18 protein-coding genes, 1 tRNA gene and 2 pseudogenes are annotated in these 24,781 nt (G+C 71.9%); 7 read left to right on the forward strand and 14 right to left on the reverse strand.

The window, feature by feature from the left end; all coding sequences use genetic code 11:
• Positions 1-53 precede the first annotated feature (53 nt).
• The 7 genes from J7462_RS10365 to J7462_RS10395 form a co-directional block, all read right to left on the reverse strand.
• A complete protein-coding gene (locus J7462_RS10365) occupies positions 54-770 on the reverse strand; it encodes an ABC transporter ATP-binding protein (protein WP_219463794.1) in 717 nt (238 codons plus the stop codon).
• Positions 757-1,695 carry an ABC transporter ATP-binding protein gene (locus J7462_RS10370; protein ID WP_219463796.1) on the reverse strand — a complete coding sequence of 313 codons (939 nt, stop codon included), beginning with the start codon at positions 1,693-1,695 and terminating at the stop codon, positions 757-759. The genes J7462_RS10365 and J7462_RS10370 overlap by 14 nt, the downstream gene beginning before the upstream one ends.
• Positions 1,688-2,845 (reverse strand): branched-chain amino acid ABC transporter permease, encoded by a 1,158-nt coding sequence (locus J7462_RS10375; RefSeq protein WP_219463798.1) that lies wholly within the window; start codon positions 2,843-2,845, stop codon positions 1,688-1,690. Before J7462_RS10375 ends, J7462_RS10370 begins: the two co-directional genes overlap by 8 nt.
• Positions 2,842-3,825, reverse strand: a complete 984-nt coding sequence (locus tag J7462_RS10380; protein WP_208569240.1) for a branched-chain amino acid ABC transporter permease — start codon at positions 3,823-3,825, stop codon at positions 2,842-2,844. Before J7462_RS10380 ends, J7462_RS10375 begins: the two co-directional genes overlap by 4 nt.
• Before the next feature lie 61 nt (positions 3,826-3,886).
• Positions 3,887-5,035 carry a branched-chain amino acid ABC transporter substrate-binding protein gene (locus J7462_RS10385; protein WP_219463806.1) on the reverse strand — a complete coding sequence of 383 codons (1,149 nt, stop codon included), beginning with the start codon at positions 5,033-5,035 and terminating at the stop codon, positions 3,887-3,889.
• 240 nt (positions 5,036-5,275) lie between these two features.
• A complete protein-coding gene (locus J7462_RS32935; RefSeq protein ID WP_219463808.1) occupies positions 5,276-6,475 on the reverse strand; it encodes a hypothetical protein in 1,200 nt (399 codons plus the stop codon).
• Positions 6,476-6,535: 60 nt separating this feature from the next.
• A complete protein-coding gene (locus J7462_RS10395; RefSeq protein WP_208569243.1) occupies positions 6,536-7,159 on the reverse strand; it encodes an ANTAR domain-containing response regulator in 624 nt (207 codons plus the stop codon).
• 83 nt (positions 7,160-7,242) lie between these two features.
• On the opposite strand from J7462_RS10395, the gene J7462_RS10400 reads away from it, so the two are divergent.
• Together J7462_RS10400 and J7462_RS10405 are read left to right on the forward strand one after the other, a co-directional pair.
• Positions 7,243-7,328, forward strand: a tRNA-Leu gene (locus tag J7462_RS10400).
• 227 nt (positions 7,329-7,555) lie between these two features.
• A pseudogene (locus tag J7462_RS10405) lies at positions 7,556-8,550 on the forward strand (LLM class flavin-dependent oxidoreductase).
• 197 nt (positions 8,551-8,747) lie between these two features.
• Here J7462_RS10405 and J7462_RS10410 read toward each other — a convergent pair.
• Entirely contained in the window at positions 8,748-10,628 is a 1,881-nt protein-coding gene (locus tag J7462_RS10410) for a rhamnogalacturonan lyase (protein WP_374197514.1), read from the reverse strand.
• Positions 10,629-10,692: 64 nt separating this feature from the next.
• Positions 10,693-11,271: pseudogene (locus J7462_RS33585) on the reverse strand (cellulose binding domain-containing protein); the annotation flags it as partial.
• Between J7462_RS33585 and J7462_RS10415 the strand changes: the two are divergent.
• Positions 11,258-12,736 (forward strand): pyridoxal-dependent decarboxylase, encoded by a 1,479-nt coding sequence (locus J7462_RS10415; protein WP_255597664.1) that lies wholly within the window; start codon positions 11,258-11,260, stop codon positions 12,734-12,736. The pseudogene J7462_RS33585 and the gene J7462_RS10415 sit on opposite strands and share 14 nt — an antisense overlap.
• 81 nt (positions 12,737-12,817) lie before the next feature.
• Here J7462_RS10415 and J7462_RS10420 read toward each other — a convergent pair whose 3' ends face one another.
• The gene (locus J7462_RS10420) at positions 12,818-13,870 is read right to left on the reverse strand and encodes a sulfite exporter TauE/SafE family protein (RefSeq protein ID WP_219463810.1); all 1,053 of its coding nucleotides are present in this window, start codon (positions 13,868-13,870) and stop codon (positions 12,818-12,820) included.
• A gap of 109 nt (positions 13,871-13,979) precedes the next feature.
• On the reverse strand, positions 13,980-14,450 hold the full coding sequence (locus J7462_RS10425) for an Rrf2 family transcriptional regulator (RefSeq protein WP_219463812.1): 471 nt from the start codon (positions 14,448-14,450) through the stop codon (positions 13,980-13,982).
• A 177-nt stretch (positions 14,451-14,627) separates the two neighbouring features.
• Here J7462_RS10425 and J7462_RS32940 point away from each other — a divergent pair, with 177 nt between their 5' ends.
• Together J7462_RS32940 and J7462_RS10435 are read left to right on the forward strand one after the other, a co-directional pair.
• Positions 14,628-16,142 (forward strand): serine/threonine-protein kinase, encoded by a 1,515-nt coding sequence (locus J7462_RS32940; protein ID WP_219463815.1) that lies wholly within the window; start codon positions 14,628-14,630, stop codon positions 16,140-16,142.
• Positions 16,143-16,170: 28 nt separating this feature from the next.
• Positions 16,171-17,937 (forward strand): extracellular solute-binding protein, encoded by a 1,767-nt coding sequence (locus tag J7462_RS10435; protein WP_219463816.1) that lies wholly within the window; start codon positions 16,171-16,173, stop codon positions 17,935-17,937.
• Positions 17,938-18,048: 111 nt separating this feature from the next.
• On the opposite strand, the gene J7462_RS10440 is transcribed toward J7462_RS10435, so the two are convergent.
• From J7462_RS10440 to J7462_RS10450, 3 genes are all read right to left on the reverse strand, one after another.
• Positions 18,049-18,933 (reverse strand): acyl-CoA thioesterase II, encoded by an 885-nt coding sequence (locus J7462_RS10440; RefSeq protein ID WP_208569250.1) that lies wholly within the window; start codon positions 18,931-18,933, stop codon positions 18,049-18,051.
• 135 nt (positions 18,934-19,068) lie between these two features.
• Positions 19,069-20,517: a pyruvate kinase gene (pyk, locus tag J7462_RS10445; protein ID WP_219463817.1), complete on the reverse strand. Its 1,449-nt coding sequence runs from the start codon at positions 20,515-20,517 to the stop codon at positions 19,069-19,071.
• Between the two features lie 259 nt (positions 20,518-20,776).
• Positions 20,777-21,142, reverse strand: a complete 366-nt coding sequence (locus J7462_RS10450; RefSeq protein ID WP_208569252.1) for a YciI family protein — start codon at positions 21,140-21,142, stop codon at positions 20,777-20,779.
• 357 nt (positions 21,143-21,499) lie between these two features.
• Here J7462_RS10450 and J7462_RS10455 point away from each other — a divergent pair, with 357 nt between their 5' ends.
• Together J7462_RS10455 and J7462_RS10460 are read left to right on the forward strand one after the other, a co-directional pair.
• A complete protein-coding gene (locus J7462_RS10455; protein WP_219463818.1) occupies positions 21,500-23,746 on the forward strand; it encodes a PP2C family protein-serine/threonine phosphatase in 2,247 nt (748 codons plus the stop codon).
• Positions 23,747-23,867: 121 nt separating this feature from the next.
• Positions 23,868-24,734 (forward strand): aldo/keto reductase, encoded by an 867-nt coding sequence (locus J7462_RS10460; protein ID WP_219463819.1) that lies wholly within the window; start codon positions 23,868-23,870, stop codon positions 24,732-24,734.
• Positions 24,735-24,781 lie beyond the last annotated feature (47 nt).

Genomic DNA, 24,781 nt, shown 5'->3' on the forward strand with positions numbered 1-24,781 from the left:
TGACGAACCGGCCGGCGAGTGACTCGCCGGCCGGTTCGTCGTGCCTGGTGCGGTCAGGACACGCCGAGGTACGCCTCCTTGACCGCCGGGTCGGTGAGCAGGTCCTGACCGGACCCCTCCTTGACGATCCGGCCGGTCTCCAGCACGTAACCCCGGTGGGCCCGGGAGAGCGCCTGCTGGGCGTTCTGCTCCACCAACAGGATGGTGATGCCCTGCTGCTGGTTGATCTCCGTGATGATGTCGAAGATCTGTCGGATGACCATCGGCGCCAGCCCCATCGACGGCTCGTCGAGCAGGAGCAGCTTCGGCCGGCTCATCAGCGCCCGACCGACGGCCAGCATCTGCTGCTCACCGCCGGAGAGCGTGCCGCCGGCCTGCTTGCGCCGCTCGGCCAGCCGGGGAAAGAGGGTCATCACCCGGTCCAGGTCGGCGGCGATACCGGCGGAGTCCCGCCGGGTGTACGCCCCCATGTCCAGGTTCTCCAGCACCGTCATGCCGGGGAAGATCTGCCGGCCCTCGGGCGACTGGCACAGCCCCCGGACCACCCGCAGGTCGGCCCGGAGCCTGCTGATGTCCTCGCCGTTGAAGGAGATCCGCCCCTGGGACAGGGTCCGGATGCCGGAGATGGCCCGCATGGTGGTGGTCTTGCCGGCGCCGTTCGCGCCGATCAGTGCCACCACCTCGCCCTCGTTGACGGTCAGGCTGATGCCGTGCAGCGCCTCGATGCGGCCGTACGACACGCTTACGTTGTCCAGCTCAAGCAGCGCCATCGGCGGGCTCCCCCAGGTACGCGGCGATCACCCGCGGGTCTCGACTGACTTCGGCCGGCGCACCCTCGGCGATCTTCCGGCCGAACTCCAGCACCACGATCCGGTCGGTGACCCCCATGACCAGGCGCATGTCGTGCTCGATCAGCAGCACGGTCAGCCCCATGTCACGGATCCTGCGGATCAGGGAGAGCAGTTCCTCCTTCTCCGCCGGGTTGAAGCCGGCAGCCGGCTCGTCCAGACAGATCAGCTTCGGCTCGGTCGCGAGGGCCCGGGCGATCTCCAGCCGGCGCTGGTAACCGTACGGCAGGTTGCGCGCCTCGTCGTTGGCCCGGTCGGCGATGCCGACGAAGCGCAGCAGCTCCAGCGACTTCGCCTCGGCGGCCCGCTCCTCGAGGATGTGCCGGGACAACCCGAACACCTTGGCGCAGGTCCGACGGATCTCCTGCCAGGTCCGTACGATGCCGGACGTGGCGGTCACCTGCGGCAGCTCCTCCGGCTTCGGCTTGACCCGGTACAGCCGGAACAGCGCACCCGGCACGCTGGTCTTGTGCCGGGAGTCCGTCCCGACCATGACGTTCTCCAGCGCCGTCATCTCCGGGAAGAGCCGGATGTTCTGGAACGTGCGGGAGATGCCCATCCGGCTGATCTGGTGCGGCTTGCGGCCGGTCACCTTCTCACCCCGGAACCGGACGGCCCCGGAGGTGGGCCGGTAGACGCCGGTCATCACGTTGAAACTGGTGGTCTTGCCCGCGCCGTTCGGACCGATGAGCCCGAGGATCTCGCCCTCGTAGATCTTGAAATTGATCTTGTCGAGGGCCACCACTCCACCGAAGCGGAGCGTGACCTCGTCGACCTCGAGCAGCACCGGCTTCGGGCCCGGCTGGGCCGGAATCTTCGGCGTCGTGGTGGTCATCTGGTCAGACATGAGCGGGCGCCTCCTCTGCAGCCGCCGCGCGATCCTTCAACTCACGGGCCCGCCGTCGGCTCGGGATGAGGCCCTGCGGACGCAGGATCATCACCAGCACCATGGCGAGGCCGAAGGCCAGCCACCGGTAGTCGGCGACCTCCCGGAACCGCTCCGGTAGGTAGGCCAGCAACACCGCGCCGAGCGAGACACCGATCATGTTCCCCGATCCACCGACGACGACCATGGCGACGAAGAGGATGGAGAGGTTCGCGTTGAACTGGGTCGGGTCGATGAACGCGTTCCGGCTGCCGAAGAGGAACCCGGACAGTCCGCCCAGCGCCGCGCCGATGGCGAAGGCCCAGAGCTTGGCCTTGAACGGGTAGACCCCCATCACCGCAGCGGCGTCCTCGTCCTCACGCACCGCCAGCCAGGCCCTGCCCACCCGGCTGTGCTCCAGCCGGCGGACCAGGAAGACCATCAGCAGCACCATCGTGATCGCCAGCCAGTACCAGGGCTTCGCGTCGATCAGGCCGAAGACCTTGTTGTCCCCCGACGGCGGGCCCTCCGGGCCCGGGATGGCCGAGATGCCCTGCGGGCCGTTGGTCAGACCGGTGGCGTTGCGTGCCACGATCCGGATGATCTCGCCGAAGCCCAGCGTCACGATGGCCAGGTAGTCACCGCGCAGGCGCAGCGTCGGCCAGCCGAGCAGCACGCCGGAGATCAGCGTGAGCACGATGGCGAGAAGCAGGCAGACCGCCCAGGTCACCGCCCACGTCGGCGGCAGGTCGAACTCCTGCTGGATCCACTTGACCACCGGCGAGTTGACCGAGCCGAAGAGCGCGACGCTGTAGGCGCCGATGGCGAAGAACCCGATGTAGCCCAGGTCGAGCAGGCCGGCCAGGCCGACCACCACGTTCAGGCCGATGGCGACCAGGACATAGATGGCGCAGACGAACAGCACGCCGGCCCAGTTGTTGCCGCCCGCGATGGAGTCGGTCCGCAGCCAGGTCAGGCCGGGGATGCCGAGCAACGGCAGGTAGTACAGGAAGGCCACCAGAGCCACGATCGCCGCAGCCTGCTGCCACTTCGGCAGCGCCCGGAACCGGTCGCCGACGGAAGTCAGCACGCTGACCCGTCGTCGGTCTGCGGAACGAATCTTGTCGATCATGCGCGGGCCCTCCCGAGCGACTCGCCCAACAGGCCGGTCGGGCGGAACATCAGCACGACGATCAGCACCACGAAGGCGATGACGTCCTCCCAGTTGGAGGCGAAGAGCGTCGCACCGTAGACCTCGACGATGCCGAGGAACAGGCCACCCACCAGGGCGCCCCGCAGGTTGCCGATGCCGCCGAGCACCGCGGCCGTGAAGGCCTTGAGACCGAGTACGAAGCCGATGCTGTTCTGGGTGAAGCCGAACCGCATGCTCCACAGCAGTGCCGCCGCACCGGCCATGATGCCACCGAGCATGAAGATCAACATGATCACACGCTCCTGGTTGACGCCCATCAGCGCGGCGGTCTCCGGGTTCTGCGCCACCGCGCGCACGCCCCGGCCGTACCGGGTGCGGTTGATGAACCAGTCCAGGAGGGCCATCATCACCACGGCCGACACGAAGACGATCAACTGGATGTTGGTGATCGCGGTGTTGCCGATCTGGAGCAGCGTCTCCTGCTGGATGATCGTCGGCATACCGACGATCTGCCGGGCCCGACCGAACAGGGTCGGCAACGCGCCACCCGCCACGTCCGGCAGGAGCAGGCCGAAGACCTCGACCAGCACCAGGGAGATTCCGATCGCGGTGATCAGGAAGATCAGCGGTGGCGCGTTCTTACGGCGCAGGGGGCGGTAGGCGATCCGTTCGATCGCCAGGGCGGTACCACCGGACGCGATCGCTGCGGCGATGAGGCCGAGCACCAAGAAGAGCACCGCCTGGCCGATCGGCGGGTTGTTCTTTACCCCGAACGCGGTCCACAGGCCCAGCACCGCGAAGGTGCCGACCATGAAAACCTCGGAGTGGGCGAAGTTGATCAGGCGCAGGACGCCATAGACGAGGGTGTAGCCAAGAGCGATCAGGGCGTAGATGGCACCCTTGGACAGGCCGTCCACGGTGTGCTGGCCGAGGTGTCCGATCAGTTCATCGAAATGCACGGGGTCTCCTTGCATCGAGTGCGGCCGGGAACAGCACCCGGCCGCACCCCCTGCTGTGTCGTCAGCTGAGCTTGAGCTCCTGCAGGGCGCTGATTTCCTCGCCCTTGATCTGGTAGGCCCAGATGACGACCTTCGACGGGTCGACGTCACCCTTGTCGTCGAACTTGATGTACTTCGAGACGCCCTGCTTGTCGTACGCCTTCACGTAGGCCAGGATGTCGGCCCGGGTCTTCTTGCCGTCCTTGAAGGCGTCCAGGTAGATCTGGGCACCGTCGAAGCCCTCGGCACCGTAGGAGCCGGGCGCCTGGCCGAACTCCTTCTGGTAGTCGGCGGAGAAGGTGCCGCCCGCCTTGTCGGCCGGCAGGCAGGGGCAGGTGATGATGGCGCCCTCGGCGCCGCCCGAGGCACCCTTCGGGAACGCCGGGTCGTAGAGGCCGTCCGGGCCCACGAACTTGGCCTGGATGCCGGCCGCACGCATCTGCTTGACCAGCGGAGCCGCCTCGCGGGTGTACCCGCCGTAGAAGACGAAGTCCGCCTGCGCCGACTTGATCTTGGAGATGGTGGCGTCGAACTGCGCCTGCTTCTCCTGGATCTTGTCGGTGCCGGCCAGCGTCGAGCCGATGTTCTTGGCCAGCTCGGCGGTGATGCCCGCGCCGTACGCGCTGCCGTCGTCGATGGTGAAGACCTTCGCCGCGTTCTGCGACTTCAGGTAGGTGGCCACGGCCCCCGCCTGGGTGCCGTCGTTGCCGACCACCCGGAAGAAGGACTTGTTGCCCTTCTGGGTCAGGTCGGCCCGGGTCGCCGAAGGGCTGACCATGGCCAGGCCGGCCGCCTGGTAGATCGGCATGGTGGCGTCGGACTCGCCGGAGAAGTGGCCGCCGATCACACCGAGGAACGAGTTGTCGCCGGCGATCTGGTTCGCGAACGGGGTCGCCACCGCCGGGTCGCCCTGGGTGTCGAACTCCTGCAAGGTGACCTTGCAGTTCGAGTTCTTCTCGTTGAACTGCTTAACGGCGAGCTTCGCACCGTTCAGCGACGGCAGGACGAGGCCCGCGTTGTCACCGGTGAATGCGCCGAAGATAGCGATCTTGCCACCACAGTCGCCGGACGCGGTGGTCTCGCCGCCGCCCGTGTCCTGGCAACCTGCGGCACCGACCATCGCCACGGCAAGCGCGGCGGCCCCCAGTGCCCGTACATAGCTACGCCTCACGGCTTCCTGACCTCCTCCAAAAGCAGAAGGCGACCATCCTGGGAGGGCGGCGACCGTACAGCCCGCACCACCACCCACCCAGCAGGAACGCCCCCTGCGTTACGGCTCGTGATGGCGGAGCGTACCGACACTCATACGACCGGGGAAGACCTTGGCCCGTGGTCTGCGAAACCGTTACGAAGACGTGCGTGATCGGCCAGGAGCCCGTAACAGGTCGGCCCCTGACTGGTCCTTGGAGCTCTACCTCGGCCCCTCACCACGTCGCTCGACCCCGCCGTCCGCGGGCACTTCCGCCGTCCACACCGCCGGGCGGACACCGTCGTCGACCAAGATCCACAGTCGCCGCCCCACCGCCACCACCGCGACGTCCCCGTCCACACCCGCCGGCACCGGCCCGGGCAGCTCCATCCGCCGCCAGGAACCGCCCCGGTCGACCGACGTCCAGACCGCACGCGATATCCCGTCCGAGATCGCCGCCACCAGCCGGCCGTCCGCCGCCACCAGGGCGTCCACCGACGGGACCCGCGACGGCACGGCACCGGCGAACCCGCCGACGGCCACCCAGCGGTCGTCGTCGCGACGCCACGCGCCGAACGCCGTACCCCGCAACCCGACCGCCACCACCGCGTCGCCGGTCAGGACCACCCGCTGTAGTTCCTCGTAGCGGTCCGTCCCGGGCAGCGTCGTCCGCCGCCAACTGCGGCCGTCCGCCGACGACCAGGCGACCGGGTCACGGTCGATGCGACCACCCGGCAGCACCCCGCCGACCGCCAGCCACCCGCCGGGCACCGCGGTGGCGTCGAAGGCCCAGGTGATCCCGCCTCCGTCACTGGCCAGTTCCGGCGCCCCCTCCACCAGGGCGAAGTCCGCCGCGTCCGGGGACACCCACGCCGCCGCGCCGCTGGAGCGGTTGCCGACGATCAACCAGCCCGGCGGGCCACCCACCAGGCGGGACACGTTCACCGCCTTGGGCCCGCCGTAGGTCTCGAACGACGCCGACACCTCGACCAGTGCGCCGTCCGGGCCCTGCCGCCAGGTGCTCACCCGGGGATTGCCGTGGGCACCACCGGTCTTGGCACCGACGGCCGCCAACGCGCCGTCGCGGCAGCCGGCTGCGGAGAGCACGTTCTGCCTGCCGTAGAAGGACTCGGCGACGATCGGCACCACCGCCCAGGTCGTACCGTCCAGGCTGGCCCAGGCGGCCGGTCGGGTGCCGCCGTCGGCATCCGCGACGCCGCCGACCGCGTACCACCGACCCGCGCAGGCCGTCGCGTCGCGTAGCAGCACCCGGCCGGGCGGACCCGGTGGTGGCGGCAGGGTCAGCGGCTGCCACGCCGGTCGGACCGGCGGCTGCTCACCGGTCGATGTGGGCGCCGGATCACAGGCGACCAGCGACGCGGCGAGCACAACCAGCACCGCGAAGCTCCACCGAGAGGCCATCCATCGATGCTAGCCACCGACGGTGGTCTCCGGAACCGGCGGACGCCCCGCCCCGGCCGGCTAGCCGGTGGGCTGCTCGGCGATCTCGCCGCCGGCGGTCTCGGCGAGGATCCGCTCGGCGACCTCCTTCATGGTCATCCGGTGGTCCATCGCGGTGCGCTGGATCCACTTGAACGCCTGCGGCTCGGTCATCCCGTACGTCGTCATCAGCGCACCCTTGGCGCGCTCGACCGTCTTGCGGATCTCCAGCCGGTCGGTGAGCCCGGCCACCTCCGACTCCAGGGCGGCGATCTCGGAGTAGCGGGAGAGGGCGATCTCCACCGCCGGCACCAGGTCGCTCTTTTGGAACGGCTTGACCAGATAGGCCATCGCCCCGGCGGCGCGCGCCCGTTCCACCAGGTCACGCTGGCTGAACGCGGTCAGGATGATCACCGGGGCGATCCGGGCGCCGGCGATCCGCTCGGCGGCCGCCAGCCCGTCCATGATCGGCATCTTGATGTCGAGGATGACCAGATCGGGCTTGAGTTCCTCGGCCAACCGGACGGCGGTCTCGCCGTCCCCGGCCTCACCGACGACCTCGTAACCTTCCTCGACCAGCATCTCGGCCAGGTCCAGTCGGATGAGCGCCTCGTCCTCGGCGATCAACACCCGCCTGCGCTCGGCATCCGTCTGCGTCTCGGCCACCAGCCCTACCCCCACCATCGATCTCGGCACAGCTACCGCCCATACTCCCGCAAGAGCCTAGTCGGGTACAGTTGTCAGCACCCGCCGGGATGGTGGAACGGCATACACGGAAGTCTCAAACACTTCTGCCCGAAAGGGCTTGCGGGTTCGAATCCCGCTCCCGGCACCACCTGCACGTACGCACAGTGACCCGGGTGCCTGCTCCGAGCAGGCCCCGGGCCCCGCGTCGACCGGGGTGCCCCGGCTCATGACCCCGCGACGACAGCGGTGTCGCGATGCCGACCCCCACGACCTCGTCGACCTGCCCGTCCTCCCCTGGACCGGACGGGGGACCGCGCCGGCCAGGGAACATATCCGGCGTGGGGCGGGTTGGGGAAAGTCGTGATCGACGTACCGATGTCTGTTCTTGATCTTGCTCCGGTCGCCGCCGGGGCCACCGCCTCCGAGGCCCTCGCGCACACCACCGAGCTGGCCCGCCGGACCGAGGAACTGGGATACCGCCGGTTCTGGGTGGCCGAGCACCACAACATGCCGGCGATCGCCAGCTCCGCACCGGCGGTGCTGCTCGCCCACCTGGCGGCGCACACCACCACGATCCGGCTGGGCTCGGGCGGGGTGATGCTGCCCAACCACGCGCCGCTGGTGGTCGCCGAACAGTTCGGCACCCTGGAGGCGCTGCACCCGGGCCGGATCGACCTGGGCATCGGCCGGGCCCCGGCACCGACCAGCGGACCGCGCTGGCCCTGCGCCGGACCATGGAGGGGCTGTCGGCGGAGGGCTTCCCCCGGGAGCTGGCCGACCTGATGAACTACTTCAGCGGCGACGACCCGGGCGCGATCACCGCCAGCCCGGGGCTGGGCCAGTCCCCCGCCGTCTGGCTGCTCGGCTCCAGCGGGTTCAGCGCGCAGCTCGCCGGGCTGCTCGGGTTGCCGTTCTCGTTCGCCCACCACTTCAGCTCCCAGCACACCCTGCCCGCGCTCCAGCTCTACCGGCAGAGTTTCCGGCCGTCGCGCTGGCTCACCGAGCCGTACGCGATGGTGGCGGTGAACGTGGTCTGCGCCGACACCGACGAGCGGGCCGAGTGGTTGTCCGGCCCCGCCGGGCTGTCGTTCCTCAAGCTGCGCTCAGGGCGGCCGGAGCCGCTGGCCAGCCCCGACGACGCCGCCCGGTATCCGTACACCGAGATCGAGCGGGAGTTCGTCCGGCAGCGCCGCGACGGTCAGGCGATGGGCTCACCGGAGACGGTCCGCCGGCAGCTCACCGAGCTGCTGGCCCGCACCGGCGCGAACGAGCTGATGCTCACCACCATGGTGTACGACGTGGCCGACCGGGTGCGCTCGTTCGAGCTGGTGGCCGAGAAGGTGGTCGGCGGGCTGTCCCGCAGCGTCTGAAACACGCTCTTCATAGCGACGTCACCCCACCGTTGCGGACGACCTCTAACTTTATTACCGGTGGTGGTACGGCACTCCCGGTCGGGACGGGTCGGGGGTGCTGCGGTGTGGTGCACCGGGTCGCCAGCTGAGCGGATTCCGCGGCTGGCGACCCGGTGCCTGCTTTGTGGGGCCCGGCCAGCGCCGGGCCCGCACCGTCAACGCAGGTAGATGTTGGGCGTGGGCGGGGTGGACATGCCGTCACCGATGAAGAAGCCCGGGTGCGGCGGCTGGTTGTAGGCGGTGTTCTGCCAGGCGATCGCCGCGCGGTACTGGGCGTCGTGCATCAGCGTGTAGATCCGGGTGCTGGTCGGCGTGGGCGTGCTGTAGATCCGCAGCGCCCGGCTGTCGCCGGTGCGCCAGATCACCTCCTCGCGCCAGTCGCCCAGGATGTCGCCGGAGAGCGCCGGGGTGGACTTGGTGCTGTTGTTGGAGGCCACGTCGCTGCCGGTGAGCAGCCGGGTCTCGCCGCCGGTGCCGTACTTGTCGATCTTGGTGCCGTCGAGGAGTTCACGCACCGGGTCGCCGTCCCACCAGGCGAGGAAGTTCATCGACGACGGCTTGCGGCCGATGTTCTGCCCCCTGGTGTTGGCCAGCCCGTCGACCGCCGCCGACCACGACTCGGCACCGGGGCTGCCGGCCCAGATGTCGGCCGAGACGCCCCGACCGTTGTCGCCGTTGGCCGCGGTCCTCCAGATGATCTGACCGGTCCGCGCGTCGGCGAACCAGGAGCTGGGCTTGCTGGCGTCCTCGTCGACCTTGAAGATCTCCAGGCCGGCCCGGCCCGGGTCCAGGTCACCGACGTGCAGGGCGTCGCCGTGGCCGTTGCCGGTGGAATAGAGCAGCCGGCCGTTGTCGTCGATGGTGGCCGCGCCGTACACGATCTCCTGGCGGCCGTCGGCGTCCACGTCGGCCACCGAGAGCTGGTGGTTGCCCTGGCCGGCGGCGGCCGAGTTGCCGGAGGCGTTGGAGTCGAACGTCCACCGCTTGGTCAGGGTGCCGTTGCGGAAGTCCCAGGCGGCGATCACCGCGCGGGTGTAGTAGCCGCGCGCCATGATCAGCGACGGCCGCTGCCCGTCCAGGTAGGCGGTGCCGGCGAGGAACCGGTCGACCCGGTTGCCGTACGAGTCGCCCCAGGACGAGACGGTGCCGCGCGGCGGGTCGTAGTTGACGGTGGAGGCGATGGCACCGGTCTGCCCGTTGAACATGGTCAGGTACTCCGGGCCGGACAGCACGTAGCCGCTGGAGTTGCGGTAGTCCGCCGACGACGAACCGATCAGCTGACCGGTGCCCGAGCGGGTGCCGTCGGCGGTCTTCATGGCCACCTCGGCCCTGCCGTCGCCGTCGTAGTCGTACACCTGGAACTGGGTGTAGTGGGCGCCCGCCCGGATGTTGCGGCCCAGGTCGATGCGCCACAACCGACTGCCGGTCAGGGTGTACGCGTCGACGTAGACGTTGCCGGTGTAGCCGGACTGGCTGTTGTCCTTGGCGTTGGACGGGTCCCACTTGAGCACGATCTCGTAGTCGCCGTCGCCGTCGAGGTCACCGACGCTGGCGTCGTTGGCCGAGTAGCTGTACGCCTCCCCGCTCGGGGTGGTGCCCCCGGCCGGCGGCTGGATCGGCACGTCCAGGTAGCCGTTGGCGAACTGGAGCGCGGACGCGGACGCCGCCTGCTCGGCCCCGTTCACCACCGCCCGCACGGTGTACGCCGAGCCGGCCGCCGCCCCGCTGTCCAGGTAGTTGGTGGCCCCGGTGATCGGCGAGGCGTTGACCCTGGTGGAGCCCCGGTAGAGGTTGAACGACACCCCGGAGGTCTCGGTGCCCAGCAGCCGCCAGGAGACCAGGTTCCCGCTGCCGGAGCGGACGCTGATCAGCCCCCGGTCGAGATCCTCCAACTGCTTGGCCCCGGCCGGCGGATCGGTCGGCGGGGGCGTGGTCGGCGGCGGTGTCGTCGGGGGTGGGGTGGTCGGCGGCGGCGTGGTGGGTGGGGCGTGGTCGGCGGTGCGGTCGTCGGGGCGCGGTGGTCGGCGCGGTGCCACCGGTGCAGGTCGTGCCGTTGAGCACGAAGCTGTCCGGCGTCGGGTTGCTGGCGTTGTTCCACGACGCGTTGAAGCCGAAACTCGCGGTGCCGTTGGTGCCCAGGGCGGCGTTGTAGCCGGCGTCCTTGGCGCTGACCTGCGCCCCGGACTGGGTGACCGTGGCGTTCCACGCCTGGGCCACCTGCTGACCGGCCGTGTAGGACCAGGTCAACGTCCAGCCGTTGATCGGGTCACCGAGGTTGGTGACCAGGACGTCGGCGCCGAAGCCGCCGCCCCACTGGCTACTGATCTTGTAATCGACCCGGCAACCGGCGGCGGCGGCCGAAGCCGTCACGGCGGTGAGGGTGCCGGCGGCGAGCGTGGTGGCCGCGGCGGCGGCGAGCAACGCGGCGCGACGACGGGGTGGGCTCAGGTGCACGGAAACGCCTTTCGCGGAGGTCAGCGCACGGTGCCGACGCCGGCCTGCCCGGGCCGGCGGGATGAAGCGCCGTGCTGACGGTGGTGACGGGACGCCTTGCATCGACGTCCATGGTTCGACTCCGCGCAGTCGGATCGTAGGACAACGCTTTCCGCCCGCACAACCCGTACCCGCCCTTGCCCCCGACCGGCCCACCTGATCGACTCGGCCCATGGCTGAGCACATGGACCCCGAGGAGTTCCGTCGCGCCGGGTACGCGGTGGTCGACTGGGTCGCCGACTACTGGCGGACGCTGGACCAGCGCCCGGTGGTCCCCCGGGACCCGCCCGGCACGGTCACCGCCGCCCTGCCGGCCACCCCGCCCACGCACGGCGAACCGGTCGCGGCGATGCTGGCCGACCTGGACGACATCATCGTGCCCCGGGTCACCCACTGGCAGCACCCCGGCTTCTTCGGCTACTTCCCGGCGAACACCAGCGGCCCCAGCGTGCTCGCCGACCTGGTCAGCTCGGGCCTCGGCAGCCAGGGCATGCTCTGGGCCACCAACCCGGCCGGCACCGAACTGGAGACGGTGGTGCTGGACTGGCTGGTCGAACTGATGGACCTGCCCGCGCGGTTCCGCTCCACCGGCACCGGCGGCGGCGTCATCCAGGACTCCGCCTCCTCGGCGACCCTGGTCGCCACCCTGGCCGCCCTGCACCGGGCCAGCGGGGGCCGCTGGCGGGAGGTGGGCGTCGACCGCCGGTACCGGGCGTACACCTCGACACACGGGCACTCCTCGATCGAGAAGGCGGCCCGCATCGCCGGCCTCGGCGGGCAGGGCGTCCGCACCATCGCGGTGGACCCGCAGACCCAGGCGATGCGCCCGGCGGCCCTGCGGGCGGCGATCGAGGCGGACCTGGCCGAAGGCGAGGTGCCGGCCATCGTGGTGGCGACCATCGGAACCACCTCCACCACCGCCGTCGACCCGCTGCCGGAGATCGGCGCGATCTGCGCCGAACACGGCATCTGGCTGCACGTCGACGCCGCGTACGCCGGCGCGGCGGCGGTCTGCCCCGAGCTGCGCTGGTCGCACGCCGGGGTGGAGCACGCCGACTCGTACTGCTTCGACCCGCACAAGTGGCTGCTCACCGGCTTCGACTGCGACGCCTTCTGGGTGGCCGACCGGGGCGAGCTGATCGAGGCGCTGACCGTCATGCCGGAGTTCCTGCGCAACGCCGCAAGCGAATCCGGTGCGGTGATCGACTACCGGGACTGGCAGGTCCCGCTGGGCCGCCGCTTCCGGGCGCTCAAGCTCTGGTTCGTCCTGCGCTGGTACGGCGTCGAGGGGCTGCGCGCGCACCTGCGCTCCGGGATCGCCCTGGCCGACCGGTTCGCCGCCCGGGTCCGCGCCGACGACCGGTTCGCCATCGCCGCCCCGCACCCGTTCTCCCTGGTGACATTCCGGCTACGGGCCGGCGACGAGGCCAGCGCGGCCCTGCTGGCCCGGGTCAACGACGACGGTCAGGTGCACCTGACGCACACCCGGGTCAACGGCCGGTACACCCTGCGCCTGGCCGTCGGCGCACCGCTGACCGGGCCGGAGCACGTGGACCGGGCCTGGGCACTGCTGTCGGCTGCGGCCACGGACCTGCTGGCCGGGGACACCGCCACGGATGGAGCCGCCCGGGGCGACGCGCTTCCCGGGTGACCGTCGCCGCCCCGTACGGGTCACACCGGTGCGCGACGGTCGCCGTGGCCGCGACGGTCGGCCGCGTACCCCCTCGGTGGTTCAGCGCTCGACGACGGCGAGCCGGTCGTCGTCGGCGTCGGCCGGGGCGGCCCCGGCGACGACCCCGGCCGCGACAGCGGAAGCCGCGGTGTCCGGCGACGGCGACGTGGCGACGGCGACGGCGGGGCTGGGCGCGTCGGCGGGGGTGGTGACGGCGGGGGTTTCGGCGGTGGCGGCGTCGACGATGGCGCGGGCCCGACGGGTGCGGCGCAACGCCCGGACGGCGAACGTCAGGGCGACCACCCAGCCCACGGCGAGCAGCACGTAGACCACCGGACGCACGGTCGACCCGGCGTCACCGGCCTTGAGCAGGATGCGGGCGTTGGTCAGCACGATCACCCCGCCGATGGTGGCGCCCAGCAGTTGGGCGGGGACGATCCGCACCAGCCAGGCGGCCACCGGCGCGGCGATCAGGCCGCCGATCAGCAGCGCCGCGACGGTGGGCAGCAGGAAACCCTCGCTGCCCAGGCCGATCAGGAAGCCGATGCTGGCCGCCCCGGCCACCACGAACTCGGCGGTGTCCACCGACCCGATCACCTTGCGGGGCTCCATCCGACCGGAGACCAGCAGCGCCGGAGTGGCCACCGGACCCCATCCCCCGCCGCCGGTGGCGTCGACGAACCCGGCGACCAGGCCCAGCGGGCCGAGGAACCGGCCACGCAGCCGCCCGGCACCGGAGCGCTGGCGCAGCGGGCGGGAGAAACGCACCAGCAGGTACGCCCCGAGGGTGAACAGGATGCCGGCCATCCACGGGGCGGCGTTCTCGGTGGAGATGGAGCTGAGGAAGGTGGCCCCGACGAACGCGCCGACCGCGCCGGGCAGGGCGATCCGGGTGACCACCCGCCAGTCGACGTTGCCGAACCGCCAGTGCGCGACACCGGCGGCGAGCGTGGTGCCGATCTCGGCGAGGTGCACCGACGCCGAGGCGGCGGCCGGGGCGACGCCGACGAAGAGCAGCAGCGTCGACGAGGTCAGCCCGTACGCCATGCCGAGCGCGCCGTCGACGAGCTGTGCGGCCAACCCGACCAGAGCGAGGATCAGAAGCTTGCGCACGAGCCCTCCGAACTTTTCGGCATCTCCTATCGACTTGGTCGAGAATGCGGCACGGCGGCTCCCCGGTCAACCCCTGATCGGTGGGTGGGACGCCCCGGGGCGCGGCGGATCAGCTCCAGGCGCGGGGGTCGGCAGCCAACTCGGTGATCCGGCCGGGAAGTGTCCCGGCCGCCACGTCGGCGATGGTGACCTGCTCCAGGATCGCCCGCTCGCTGGCCCGCAACGCGATCCAGACCTCCTGCAACGCCTGCGCCGCACCGTGGTAACCGAGCTGTTCGGGGCGCTGCCCCCGGACGTGGGCGAGCGGACCGTCGATGACCCGGATCACCTCGGCGAGCGAGATCTCGGCCGCCGGGCGGGCCAACCAGTAACCGCCCTCGGGACCCCGCTGGGCGTGCACGATGCTGCCCCGACGCAACTGGAGCAGGATGCTCTCCAGGAATTTCGGTGGGATGTCCTGCGCCCGGGCGATCTGCTCGGCGGTGACGGGACGGGACCGTCCGGAGTCCCCGCCATCGGCGACCGCCGCGAGCTCGGCGGCCGCGCGTAGGGCATAGTCGACCCGAGCGGAGAGGCGCATGGCCGCAAGGTTAGTCGGCGACCCGGCCGGCCGGGTCGTCACCCTCCACCGAACGGGCAGGGTGTCATGTCCCGGTGGCGGGGACGTGGCACCATACCCCTGTCGCCGGCAGGGTCGCCGGCACACCACGACACACACCAGCGCACCGAAAACCGGCCGATGGGGGCAGCGACAGCGATGCCGGACGTGACACCGCTGAGCCCCCGCGACCCCCGCCAGGCCGGGCCGTACGAACTGGTCGGGAGGCTCGGCGCGGGCGGCCAGGGCGTGGTCTACCTGGGCCGCGACGAGCAGGGCCGATGGGTCGCGGTCAAAGTGATCAACGTGGACCTGCACCAGCATCCCCGGGCGAAGGCACAGTTCGTCAAGGAGATCGCCGCCGCCCGCCGGGTCGCGCCGTTCTGCACCGCGCAGATCCTCTTCGCCGACGTCGACGGTGAGCTGCCCTACGTCGTCAGCGAGTTCATCGAAGGCGTCACCCTGCAACGGCACGTCCGTGAACAGGGCCCGATCAGCGGCAACGCGCTGCACCGGCTGGCCGTGGGCACCGCCACCGCGCTCGCCGCGATCCACCAGTCCGACGTGGTGCACTGCGACCTGAAGCCGGACAACGTCATCCTCGGGGCGGACGGCCCCCGGGTGATCGACTTCGGCATCGCCCGCGCGTTGGACGTCACCGAGACGATGACCAACCGCGTCATGGGCACCGCCCCCTACATGGCCCCGGAACGGTTCCGCGACGACGAGGTCGGGCCGGCCAGCGACGTGTTCGCCTGGGCGGGGACCATCGCCTTCGCGGCGGGCGGACAACCACCGTTCGGCACCGGCCCCGTCGCGGCGGTGCTGCACCGGATCCTGCACGACCCCCCGGACCTGACCGGGCTCACCGGCCCACTGGCCACCCTGATCGGCCAGTGCCTGGACAAGGACCACCGGGCCCGGCCGACCGCCCAGGAGGTGCTGCTGCGGCTGCTCGGGCGGGACACCCGCGAGGTGCCGTTGCAGACCGTGCTGCGGGCCGGCACCGACGCGGCGGCCACCCAGCAGCTGCCCCGTACCCTGTCCTCCCCGCCGGCCGCCCCGCCCGCGCCGACCGGCGCGGTGGCCGACCCCTGGCCGACCGGCGCGGCGGCGGACCCGTGGCCGACCGCCGGGGTGGCGGGACCCGGGCCGACCATCTCGACCGGCCACCCGGCACCGCACGGGCCGAGCGGGCCGGCGATGGCGGCGGCACCGTGGCCCACCACGTCGACCTCCCACCACACTCCGCAGGTACCGACCGACCCGGCGACCGCCCCACCGGCGGCGACCCGGCCCGCCCGGCCGGACCGACGGCACCCCGGGGACCCGGGCCACCGCCCCCGCCCCGGCCCTCACCCCCACACCCACCCGGACGACGACGGACCGGCCGGCCCGGTCACCCCGCCGACCCGGCGGGACGGTTTCGGGCGGCGGCTGCGTCGACAGTGGACCGACCCGTGGGGGATGTCCCTCGCGATCTTCCTCGGCGCGGTGGGCTTCGCCGCCGGGTACGTCGCCAGCACCGCCGTGGGCACGGCCGCCGCCGTCGGCGCGCTCACCCTCGTCGTGGTCTACGGTGTCCGTCTGCTCGTCGCCGCCGCGCTGACCCCGTCCACCACGCCGGACGGTCCCCCACCGCCGCCCGTGCCGGCACCGCGCACCGACACCTGACCCGCCGAACCAACCCCTGGAGGAGCCGATGGCCACCGGTCAGCGTCCCGCCCGACCGTGGCTGCCGCACGCGGTGGCCGTCGTCGCGGGGCTCGCGGTGATCGCCGGGGCGTACCTGTACGTCCGGCCCACGCCCGGCACCGACCGGGCCGACTGCGTACCGCTGGAGGTCAGCTCCTCCACCGAGAAGAGCGCGCTGGTCGCCCAGCTCGCCGACCGGTACAACGCCGCCGACCGGCGCTTCGGTGGGCGGTGCGCGCAGGTGACCGTGCACGGTCTCAACTCGGGCGAGGCGATGGAGGCGCTGGCCGGCGGGTGGGCGCTCACCCAGCCGAAGGTCGCCGAACCACAGGTGTGGCTGCCCACCTCGTCACTGTGGACCGGGCAGCTGCGCCTGCTGGACTCCGCGGCGGGCCGACCCGCCCAGACCCCCGGGCAGTACCCGTCCATCGCCAACAGTCCCCTGGTCATCGCCATGCCCAAGGACCGGGGCGAGGTGGTGCAGCAGCGCGGCCCGCTCGGCTGGGCCGACGTGCTCGGCCTCTCCGGCGACACCGGTTGGGCGGCGTTCGGCAAGCCCGAGTGGGGCCGGTTCACCTTCGGCAAGGACAACCCGCACCTGTCCACCTCCGGCCTGGCCGCCACCATCGCCACCTACTACGCGGCGGTCAGCCGGGCCAGCGACCTGACCAGCGAGGACCTCGCCCAGCCGGCGGTGACCCAGTTCGTCAGGCGGATCGAGGCCAACGTCTCGCACTACAGCGACGACTCGGTGGACCTGCTGCGCAACCTCGCCGAGGCCGACGCCACCGCCACCGGGGACACCCCGGCCACGGACATGAGCGCGATCGTCCTCCAGGAGGAGCTGGTCTACCTCTACAACCAGGGGCAGCTCAGCCCCACCGGCAGCAAGCCCCGGGTCCCGCTGGTGGCGGTGCACCCCAAGGAGGGCACCTTCAACCTCGACCACCCGTACGTGGTGCTGCCCTCCGCCGACCCGGCGCAACGCGAGGCCGCCGAGGACTTCCTCACGTTCCTCCGCGACGGTCCGCAGCAACGCAGCTTCGCCGCGCTCGGTTTCCGGGACGACGAGCGCCAGCCCGCCGACACGCTGCTGGCCACGGTGGCCGGGCCGGGCGGCGACCGGCTCACCTACTTCGACCCGCCCACCCCGGAGGTGGTCGGCGCGATCCTCGGCAGCTGGGACACCCTGCGCAAGAAGGCGAACATCCTGCTCGCCGTGGACACCTCCGGCTCGATGAAGGCCACCGTCGGCGACCGGACCCGGTTCCAGGTGGCGACCGACGCCGCCAGCAAGGCGATCGGGTTGCTCAACGCCGCCGACCAGGTGGCGCTCTGGTCGTTCTCCAGCGAGACCCCGCAACGGCCGAAGAAGCCGTACAGCGAGGAGGTACGGCTCGCGCCGCTGAACCGGGAAGCGTTCAACCGGAAGCTGGCCGGGCTGCGCATCGGCGGCAACACCGCCCTGTACGCGACGGTCCGCGCGGCACACCGCTCCCTGCTCGACAGGTACGACCCGAAGCGGATCAACGCGGTGGTGGTGCTCACCGACGGCAAGAACGAATACCAGAAGGACAGCGACCTGGACCGGTTGCTGCGGGACATCGCACTGGACCCGAACAAGCCGGTGAAGGTCTTCTGCGTGGCCTTCGACCAGGAGTCCGACCTGGCCGCGCTGGACCGGATCGCCAAGGCGTCGTCCGGCAAGGCGTTCGACGCCAAGAACCCGACCACCATCGACGAGGCGTTGGTCAAGGTGGTCAGCAGCTTCTGACCACCCGGCCGGTCCCTGCCCGACCACCTGCGCACCGCCACCGCCCGACGCGCCACCTTCCCCGCACCCCACGGTCAGCGGGTGGCGGCGACCCGGCGCGGGCGGGTCCGCTCAGGCGCCGACGCGGCGCAGCAGGCCCTCCTGGACGGCGCTGGCGATGTGCCGGCCGTCAAGGGTGAACAGCCGGCCGGTGGCCAAACCCCGCGCACCGGAGGCGGACGGGCTCCAGCAGTCGTAGAGGAACCACTCGTCGGCCCGGAACGACCTGTGGAACCACAGGGCGTGGTCCAGGCTCGCCCCGACCAGACCGCCCGGACCCCAGACCTCGCCGTGCACCGACAGGACCGAGTCCAGCAGGGTCAGGTCCGAGGCGTAGGTCAGCGCGCAGGCGTGCAGCAGTGGATCGTCGGGCAACTTGCCGTCGATGCGCATCCAGACCCGCTGGTGCGGGTCGGCGGGCCGGTCGCCGGGGCGTACCCAGCCGGGTTCGCCGACGTAGCGGACGTCGATCGGGCGGGGAATCTGCCCCCAGATGCCGAGCCGCTCCGGATAGCGGGCCAGCCGGTCGGACATCGTCGGCACGTCGTCCGGGCCGGGCACGTCGGGCGGGGTCGGGGCCTGGTGTTCCAGGGCCTCTTCCTGCCGCTGGAAGGACGCCGACATGAAGAAGATCGGCTTGTCGTGCTGCAACGCCACCGAGCGGCGGACCGAGAAGGACCGCCCGTCCCGGACGTTCTCCACCTGGTAGTCGATCGGCTCGGCCGGGTCGCCGGGCCGGACGAAGTAGCCGTGCAGCGAGTGCACGAACCGGTCCGGGTCGACGGTGCGCCCGGCGGCGACCAGTGCCTGTCCGGCGACCTGCCCCCCGAACACCCGCTGCGGACCCACCGAGGGGCTGACCCCACGGAAGGTCATCGAGCCGGTGTGGTCGAGGTCGAGGACCTCGAGGAGCTGGTCGACCGCGGCCTGACCGGTCGCCGCCGGACGCCCGTTCACCGGCCTGCTTCTGTTCGCGACTGCGGGGCTCGCAAACCCGGCTCACTCCTCGCGCTCACCGGGCTGGCTCTGTTCGCGACTGCGGGGCGCGCAAACCCGGCGTGCTCCTCACGCTCACCGGGAGTTTCCCTGTGCTCACTGGAGCGCCCGGGCGGAGGCGGCGTCGACCAGGGAGCCGAGCTGGTGCACCCGCAGGGTGTTGGTGGAGCCGGGGGTGCCGGGCGGGCTGCCCGCGACGATCACCACGTAGTCGCCGGGGGTGGCCTGGTTGAGGCCGAGCAGAGCCTGGTCGACCTGACGGAACATGTCGTCGGTGTGCTGGACGAACGGCATCAGGAAGGTCTCCACGCCCCAGCAGAGCGCCAGCTGGCTGCGCACCTCGGGGACGGGGGTGAAGGCCAGCAGCGGCAGGTCGCAGTGCAACCGGCTGAGCCGCTTGACGGTGTCGCCGGTCTGCGAGAAGGCCACCAGCGCCTTCGCCCCGATGGCGCGGGCGATCGAGGACGCCGCCACGGTCAGCGCGCCACCGTGGGTGCGCGGGTCGTGCTGGAGCCGGGGCACCCCGATCGAACCGGCCTCGGTGGTGGTGATGATCTTTGCCATGGTGCTGACGGTGAGCACCGGGTACTTGCCGACGCTGGTCTCGCCGGAGAGCATCACCGCGTCCGCGCCGTCGAGCACCGCGTTGGCCACGTCGGAGGCCTCGGCGCGGGTGGGCCGGGAATTCTCGATCATGGAGTCGAGCATCTGGGTGGCCACGATGACGGGCTTGGCGTTCTCCCGGCACAGCTGCACGGCCCGCTTCTGCACCAGCGGCACCTGGTCCAGCGGCATCTCGACACCGAGGTCGCCCCGGGCCACCATGACGCCGTCGAAGGCGAGCACGATCGCCTCCAGGTGGTCGACCGCCTCGGGCTTCTCGACCTTGGCCAGCACCGGACGGCGCACACCCTCCTCGTCCATGATGCTGTGGACGAGCTTGATGTCCTCCGCCGTACGGACGAAGGAGAGCGCGATCAGGTCGACGCCCAGGCCGAGGGCGAAACGCAGGTCCTCGGCGTCCTTGTCCGACATCGCCGGGACGCTGACCGCCACGTTGGGCAGCGAGACGCCCTTGTTGTTGGAGACCGGGCCACCCTCGGTGACCAGGCACCGGATGTCGTTGCCGGTGACGTCGCTGACCTCGACGGCGACCCGGCCGTCGTCGATCAGCAGCCGGTCACCCGGCTTCACCTCCTGGGGCAGCTTGCGGTAGGTGCAGGAGACCCGGTCCCGGGTGCCGAGGATGTCGTCCCCGGTGATCACCACCGAGTCGCCGGTACGCCACTCGTGCGGCCCGTCGGCGAACTTGCCGAGCCGGATCTTGGGGCCCTGGAGGTCGGCCAGGATGGCGACCGGCACGCCGACCGCCTCGGCTGCCTCGCGGACCATGCGGTACACCGACTCGTGGTCGGCGTGACTGCCGTGGCTGAAGTTCAGCCTGGCCACGTTCATGCCCGCCTCGATGAGGCCCCGGAGCCGCTCCGGGGACGAGGTGGCGGGACCAAGAGTGCAGACGATCTTCGCGCGGCGGTTCACGCCCATCAGGCTAGTCTCTCCTCCGGGTCGACCTGGGGGTCGACCCCTTGCGGACTGAGGAACAGGGGTCCGACGACGCGCGGGGTGGGCGCCTGGCCGGCGGGACGCAGCCCACGCCGGGACGTCGGGGAGTCGCGGGCATCGGCGACCGCGCGCCGGGAATCGTACCGCCCGGGGACCAACGCCGTCCGCGCGCTCCCGTGCTCGTCCGCCCCGACACCGGCACCGTCGGTCACCACGACCCGACGTCCGGACCCCGCCGCCCCTAGCTGTCGGTCTTGACCAGCGGAAACTCCAACGAGCCGGCCGGGCAGAGGAAACTCAGCACGTCGACCATGTAGAGACCGGCCTGCACCGCCGGGTCCGCCTCCATCACGCTGCGTACGTCCTCGACCGAGCCGGTGCGGGCCAGGCCGATGCCGATCGGCGGGGCGGGCTCCCGGGCCGGGCCGTCGATCGAGCCGGCCACCAGCACCAGACCCCGGCGTTGCAGGGCCCGCATGTGCGCGAAGTGCTCGGCCTGGAGCCGCTGCACGGTCTCCTTCGGCAGCACCCGACCGGCCGGGCCGGGATAGAGCACGATGCACTCGTACGTGTCGAGTGCGAAGTCCAGCTGCGGCGTACCCGTCATCGCGTCCCTTTCCCCGCGTCGGCGCCACCCCGCGCCGGTCTGCCCCGGACCCGGCCAGCGTCGCACGGTGGGCACACCCCTCGCGGCGGGTCGGGACAACTCCCCGGACCGCCTCCCCGGACCGTCGCCGGCACCGACCCGGACCGACGGCGGGCACCGGGACCGGAGCGGGACGGCCGACGCGGGCGGCGCACCGGGTCGGGGTCCGCCGGGCGGGCCCCGGCACGGGCCCGTCGGACAGCGGGGGCGACGTTCCGGCAGACCCGAACCGGATGATCGACAGACGTGCGGATCGGCCCACGCTGGTACGGTCCGACTGATGGGGAAGCGCTCGATCCGCAGAGCGGAGGTCCCGACATGACTCGCTCCGCCGCCGCTCCCCGGCCGCCGGACGACGCACGCTGGCGGGACCTGCTCTCCCGGGCCGGCCGGGCCGGCCGTCGGATCGTCGGGCACGACTGGGCCGGCAGCCCGCTCGGGCCCGTCGAGGACTGGCCGGCGAGCCTGCGTACCGCCCTGGTGATCTGCCTGTACAGCCCCGAACCGGCCGCGATCTGGTGGGGACCGGAACTCGTGCTGCTGCCCAACGACGGGTACCTCGCGCTGCCCGACCCGGTCGGCGCGCAGGAGCCGGGCCAACCCGGGGCGGCGGTCTGGCCGGACGCGGTGCCGACGCTGACCGGGCTGCTGACCACGGGCCAGGTGACCTGCCGGCAGGAACGGGAGGTCGGCTCCGGCGCGGAGCGCCACCGACTGGTCTTCTCGTCGGCTCCGATCGTCGACGCCACCGGCCGGCCCGGCGGCGTCTTCACCACCGTCGCCGAGGCGATCGGCCCCACCGGCGGGGCCACCGACGCCGACGACCCGACCGGATCCCCACGGTCGGACACCACCAGCGCCGGGACCGCCACCAGCACCGGGGTTCCCGCTGTGCGCCGCCGTGGCCGCCGGGACCCCGGCCAGCAGGCCCCACACCCGGCGGCCGGGGAGCGGCGTCAGGCGCTGCGGCAGGCTGAAGGGCTGGCCCGGCTCGCCGGGTCGCTCAGCGCCGCCGGGACCCGCACGGCGGTGACGGACGTGGTCATCACGGTCACGCCGGCGCTGGTCGGGGCAACCGAAGTCCGGGTCGCGGTGGCCACCGCGGGCGCGTTGGACCTGACGGTGACCGACGGGAACGGCCCCGGTCGGCTCGCGGTGGCCGACGACGCGCCGCTGGCCCGCGCGGTACGCGAGGAGGCGACCGTCGCGCTGCCCGACGGGCTGTGCCTGCCGTTGCGCGACGGCACCGGCACCGTGCTCGGGGCGTTGGAGGTGCGCTGGGACGGGCCGGTCGCCGACGAGGAGGCCCGCCGGATCCTGCTCGACGCGGTGGCGGGGCTGTGCAGCCAGGCGTTACGGCGGGCCGAGCTGACCGCGTCCGCGCGGGCGATGGCGGAGTTCGCCGCCCGGCTCAGCGTCACCCGGTCCACCGGTGAGGCGATCGAGGTGATCCTGGACGCCGCGCCGATGGCCCTCGGTGCGGCGCTGCCCGGCCTGGCGATGCGCGACGAGGGCCGACGGGTCCGGCTGTGGCACGCGGAGCTGCCCAGCGGGCTGGTCGCCACCTTCGACGACCTGACCATCGACGATCCCCGGCCGATCGCCCGCGCGCTGCGCACCGGGGAACGGATCATCCTGCGTAACCGGGCCGAGTTCGCCGCCCGGCATCCCGGCCTGCCGGACCCGGCCGGCGAGTACGGGATGGTGACCACCGTCGTGCTGCCGCTGCTGGACGCCTCCCGGCGGCCCATCGCCGCGTTGGGCTTCGGCTGGCCCCGCGAACGTCCGCTGCCCGACGACGACCTGGCGTTGCTGGACACCATCGCCGACCTGTGCGAGCAGACCCTGGAGCGGGTCCGGTTGGCCGCCGCCGAGCACAACCTGGTGACCCGGCTCGCGGGCCGGCTGCGCACCTCGGCCACGGTCGGGCCCCCCGGTCTGGACGTGGCCACCCGCTATCAGCCGGCGATGAGCGGCCTGCACCTGGGCGGGGACTGGTACGACCTGGTCGACCTGGACGACGGCCGGCTGGCCGTGGTGGTCGGCGACGTGGTGGGCCACCAGGTCGAGGCGGCGGCCGACATGGCGCAGCTGCGGACGGTGGTGAACACCCTGATCCGGTCCGGGGTGCCGCTGGCCGAGGTGTTCCCCCGGTTGACCGGGCTGCTCGGGGTCGGGTTCCTCGGCACCTGCCTGGCGATGGTCGTCGACCCGGTGGCCGGCGAGGCGCAGGTGGCCCGGGTGGGGCATCCGCACCCGGTGCTGCTGCCGTCGGGGCGGCCCCCCGAGACGGTCTGGACGGGGCACTCGCTGCCGCTGGGGCTGGTCCGTGATCCGGTGCCGGTGACCACGGTGGCGTTCGGCCCGGGTGACCTGCTGGTGGCGTACACGGACGGGTTGGTGGAACGGCGCGACCAGGCGTACGACGCCGGGGTGACGGCCCTGCACGAGGTGATCGTGCCGGTGCGCGACCAGCCGGTGGAGGCGATCGCGGACACCCTGCTGGCCAAGCTCTCCGGTTCCGACGACGACCAGGCGCTGGTGGTCATCCGGCACGTCGGCTGAGCACCCGTGTCGGTGCCCACATTCGGCCCGTGGGTGTTGCCGACGGCGATCTTCGGGAAAGGCGTTGAGGCGGTGGCTAGATTTGCCGCTGACGACAACGAACAGGATCGGGGTACGGCACATGGGGTCCAGCAGTCAGCCCGCGAAGGCGTCCGGCACCTACCGGATCGGTGGCGACCTCCAGGTCGACCGGCTCGGTTACGGGGCCATGCAGCTCACCGGCCCGGGGGTGTGGGGTGACCCGAAGGACCCGGCCGAGGCGGTGCGGGTGCTACGCCGGGCGTACGAGCTGGGCGTCACGTTCATCGACACCGCCGACTCGTACGGGCCGTTCGTGTCCGAGCTGCTGATCAGGGAGGCGCTGCACCCGTACGCCGACGACCTGGTCATCGCGACCAAGGCCGGGCTGACCCGCTCCGGGCCGGGTGACTGGCGGCCGGTGGGGCGGCCGGAATACCTGCGCCAGCAGTGTGAGCTGAGCCTGCGGCACCTGGGCGTGGAATCGATCGGGCTCTACCAGCTGCACCGCATCGACGCGAAGGTGCCGCTGGCCGACCAGCTCGGCGAGTTGGCCCTGCTCCAGCAGGAGGGCAAGATCCAGCACATCGGGTTGTCCGAGGTGACCGTCGAGCAGATCGAGGCGGCGCAGCAGATCACCCCGATCGTGTCGGTGCAGAACCTCTACAACCTGGCCGACCGCAGCGCCGAGGACGTCCTGGAGCACTGCGAGCGCAACGACCTGGCGTTCATCCCGTGGTTCCCGATCGCCACCGGCAACCTGGCCAAGCCGGGCGGCCCGCTGGACGCCATCGCCACCGGCCACGAGGCGACGCCCGCCCAGCTCGCGCTCGCCTGGCTGCTGCGCCGCTCGCCGGTCATGCTGCCCATTCCGGGTACGTCCTCGGTCGGTCACCTGGAGGAGAACGTCGCCGCCGCCCAGGTGCAGCTCACCGACGAGGAGTACGACGCCCTGGCCAAGGCCGCCTGACCGACCCGCCCCGGCGCGTCGTGCCTGACGGCAACAGGTCGAACAAC

Source organism: Micromonospora sp. RL09-050-HVF-A (assembly GCF_019374995.1).
Taxonomy (GTDB): Bacteria; Actinomycetota; Actinomycetes; order Mycobacteriales; family Micromonosporaceae; genus Micromonospora; species Micromonospora antibiotica.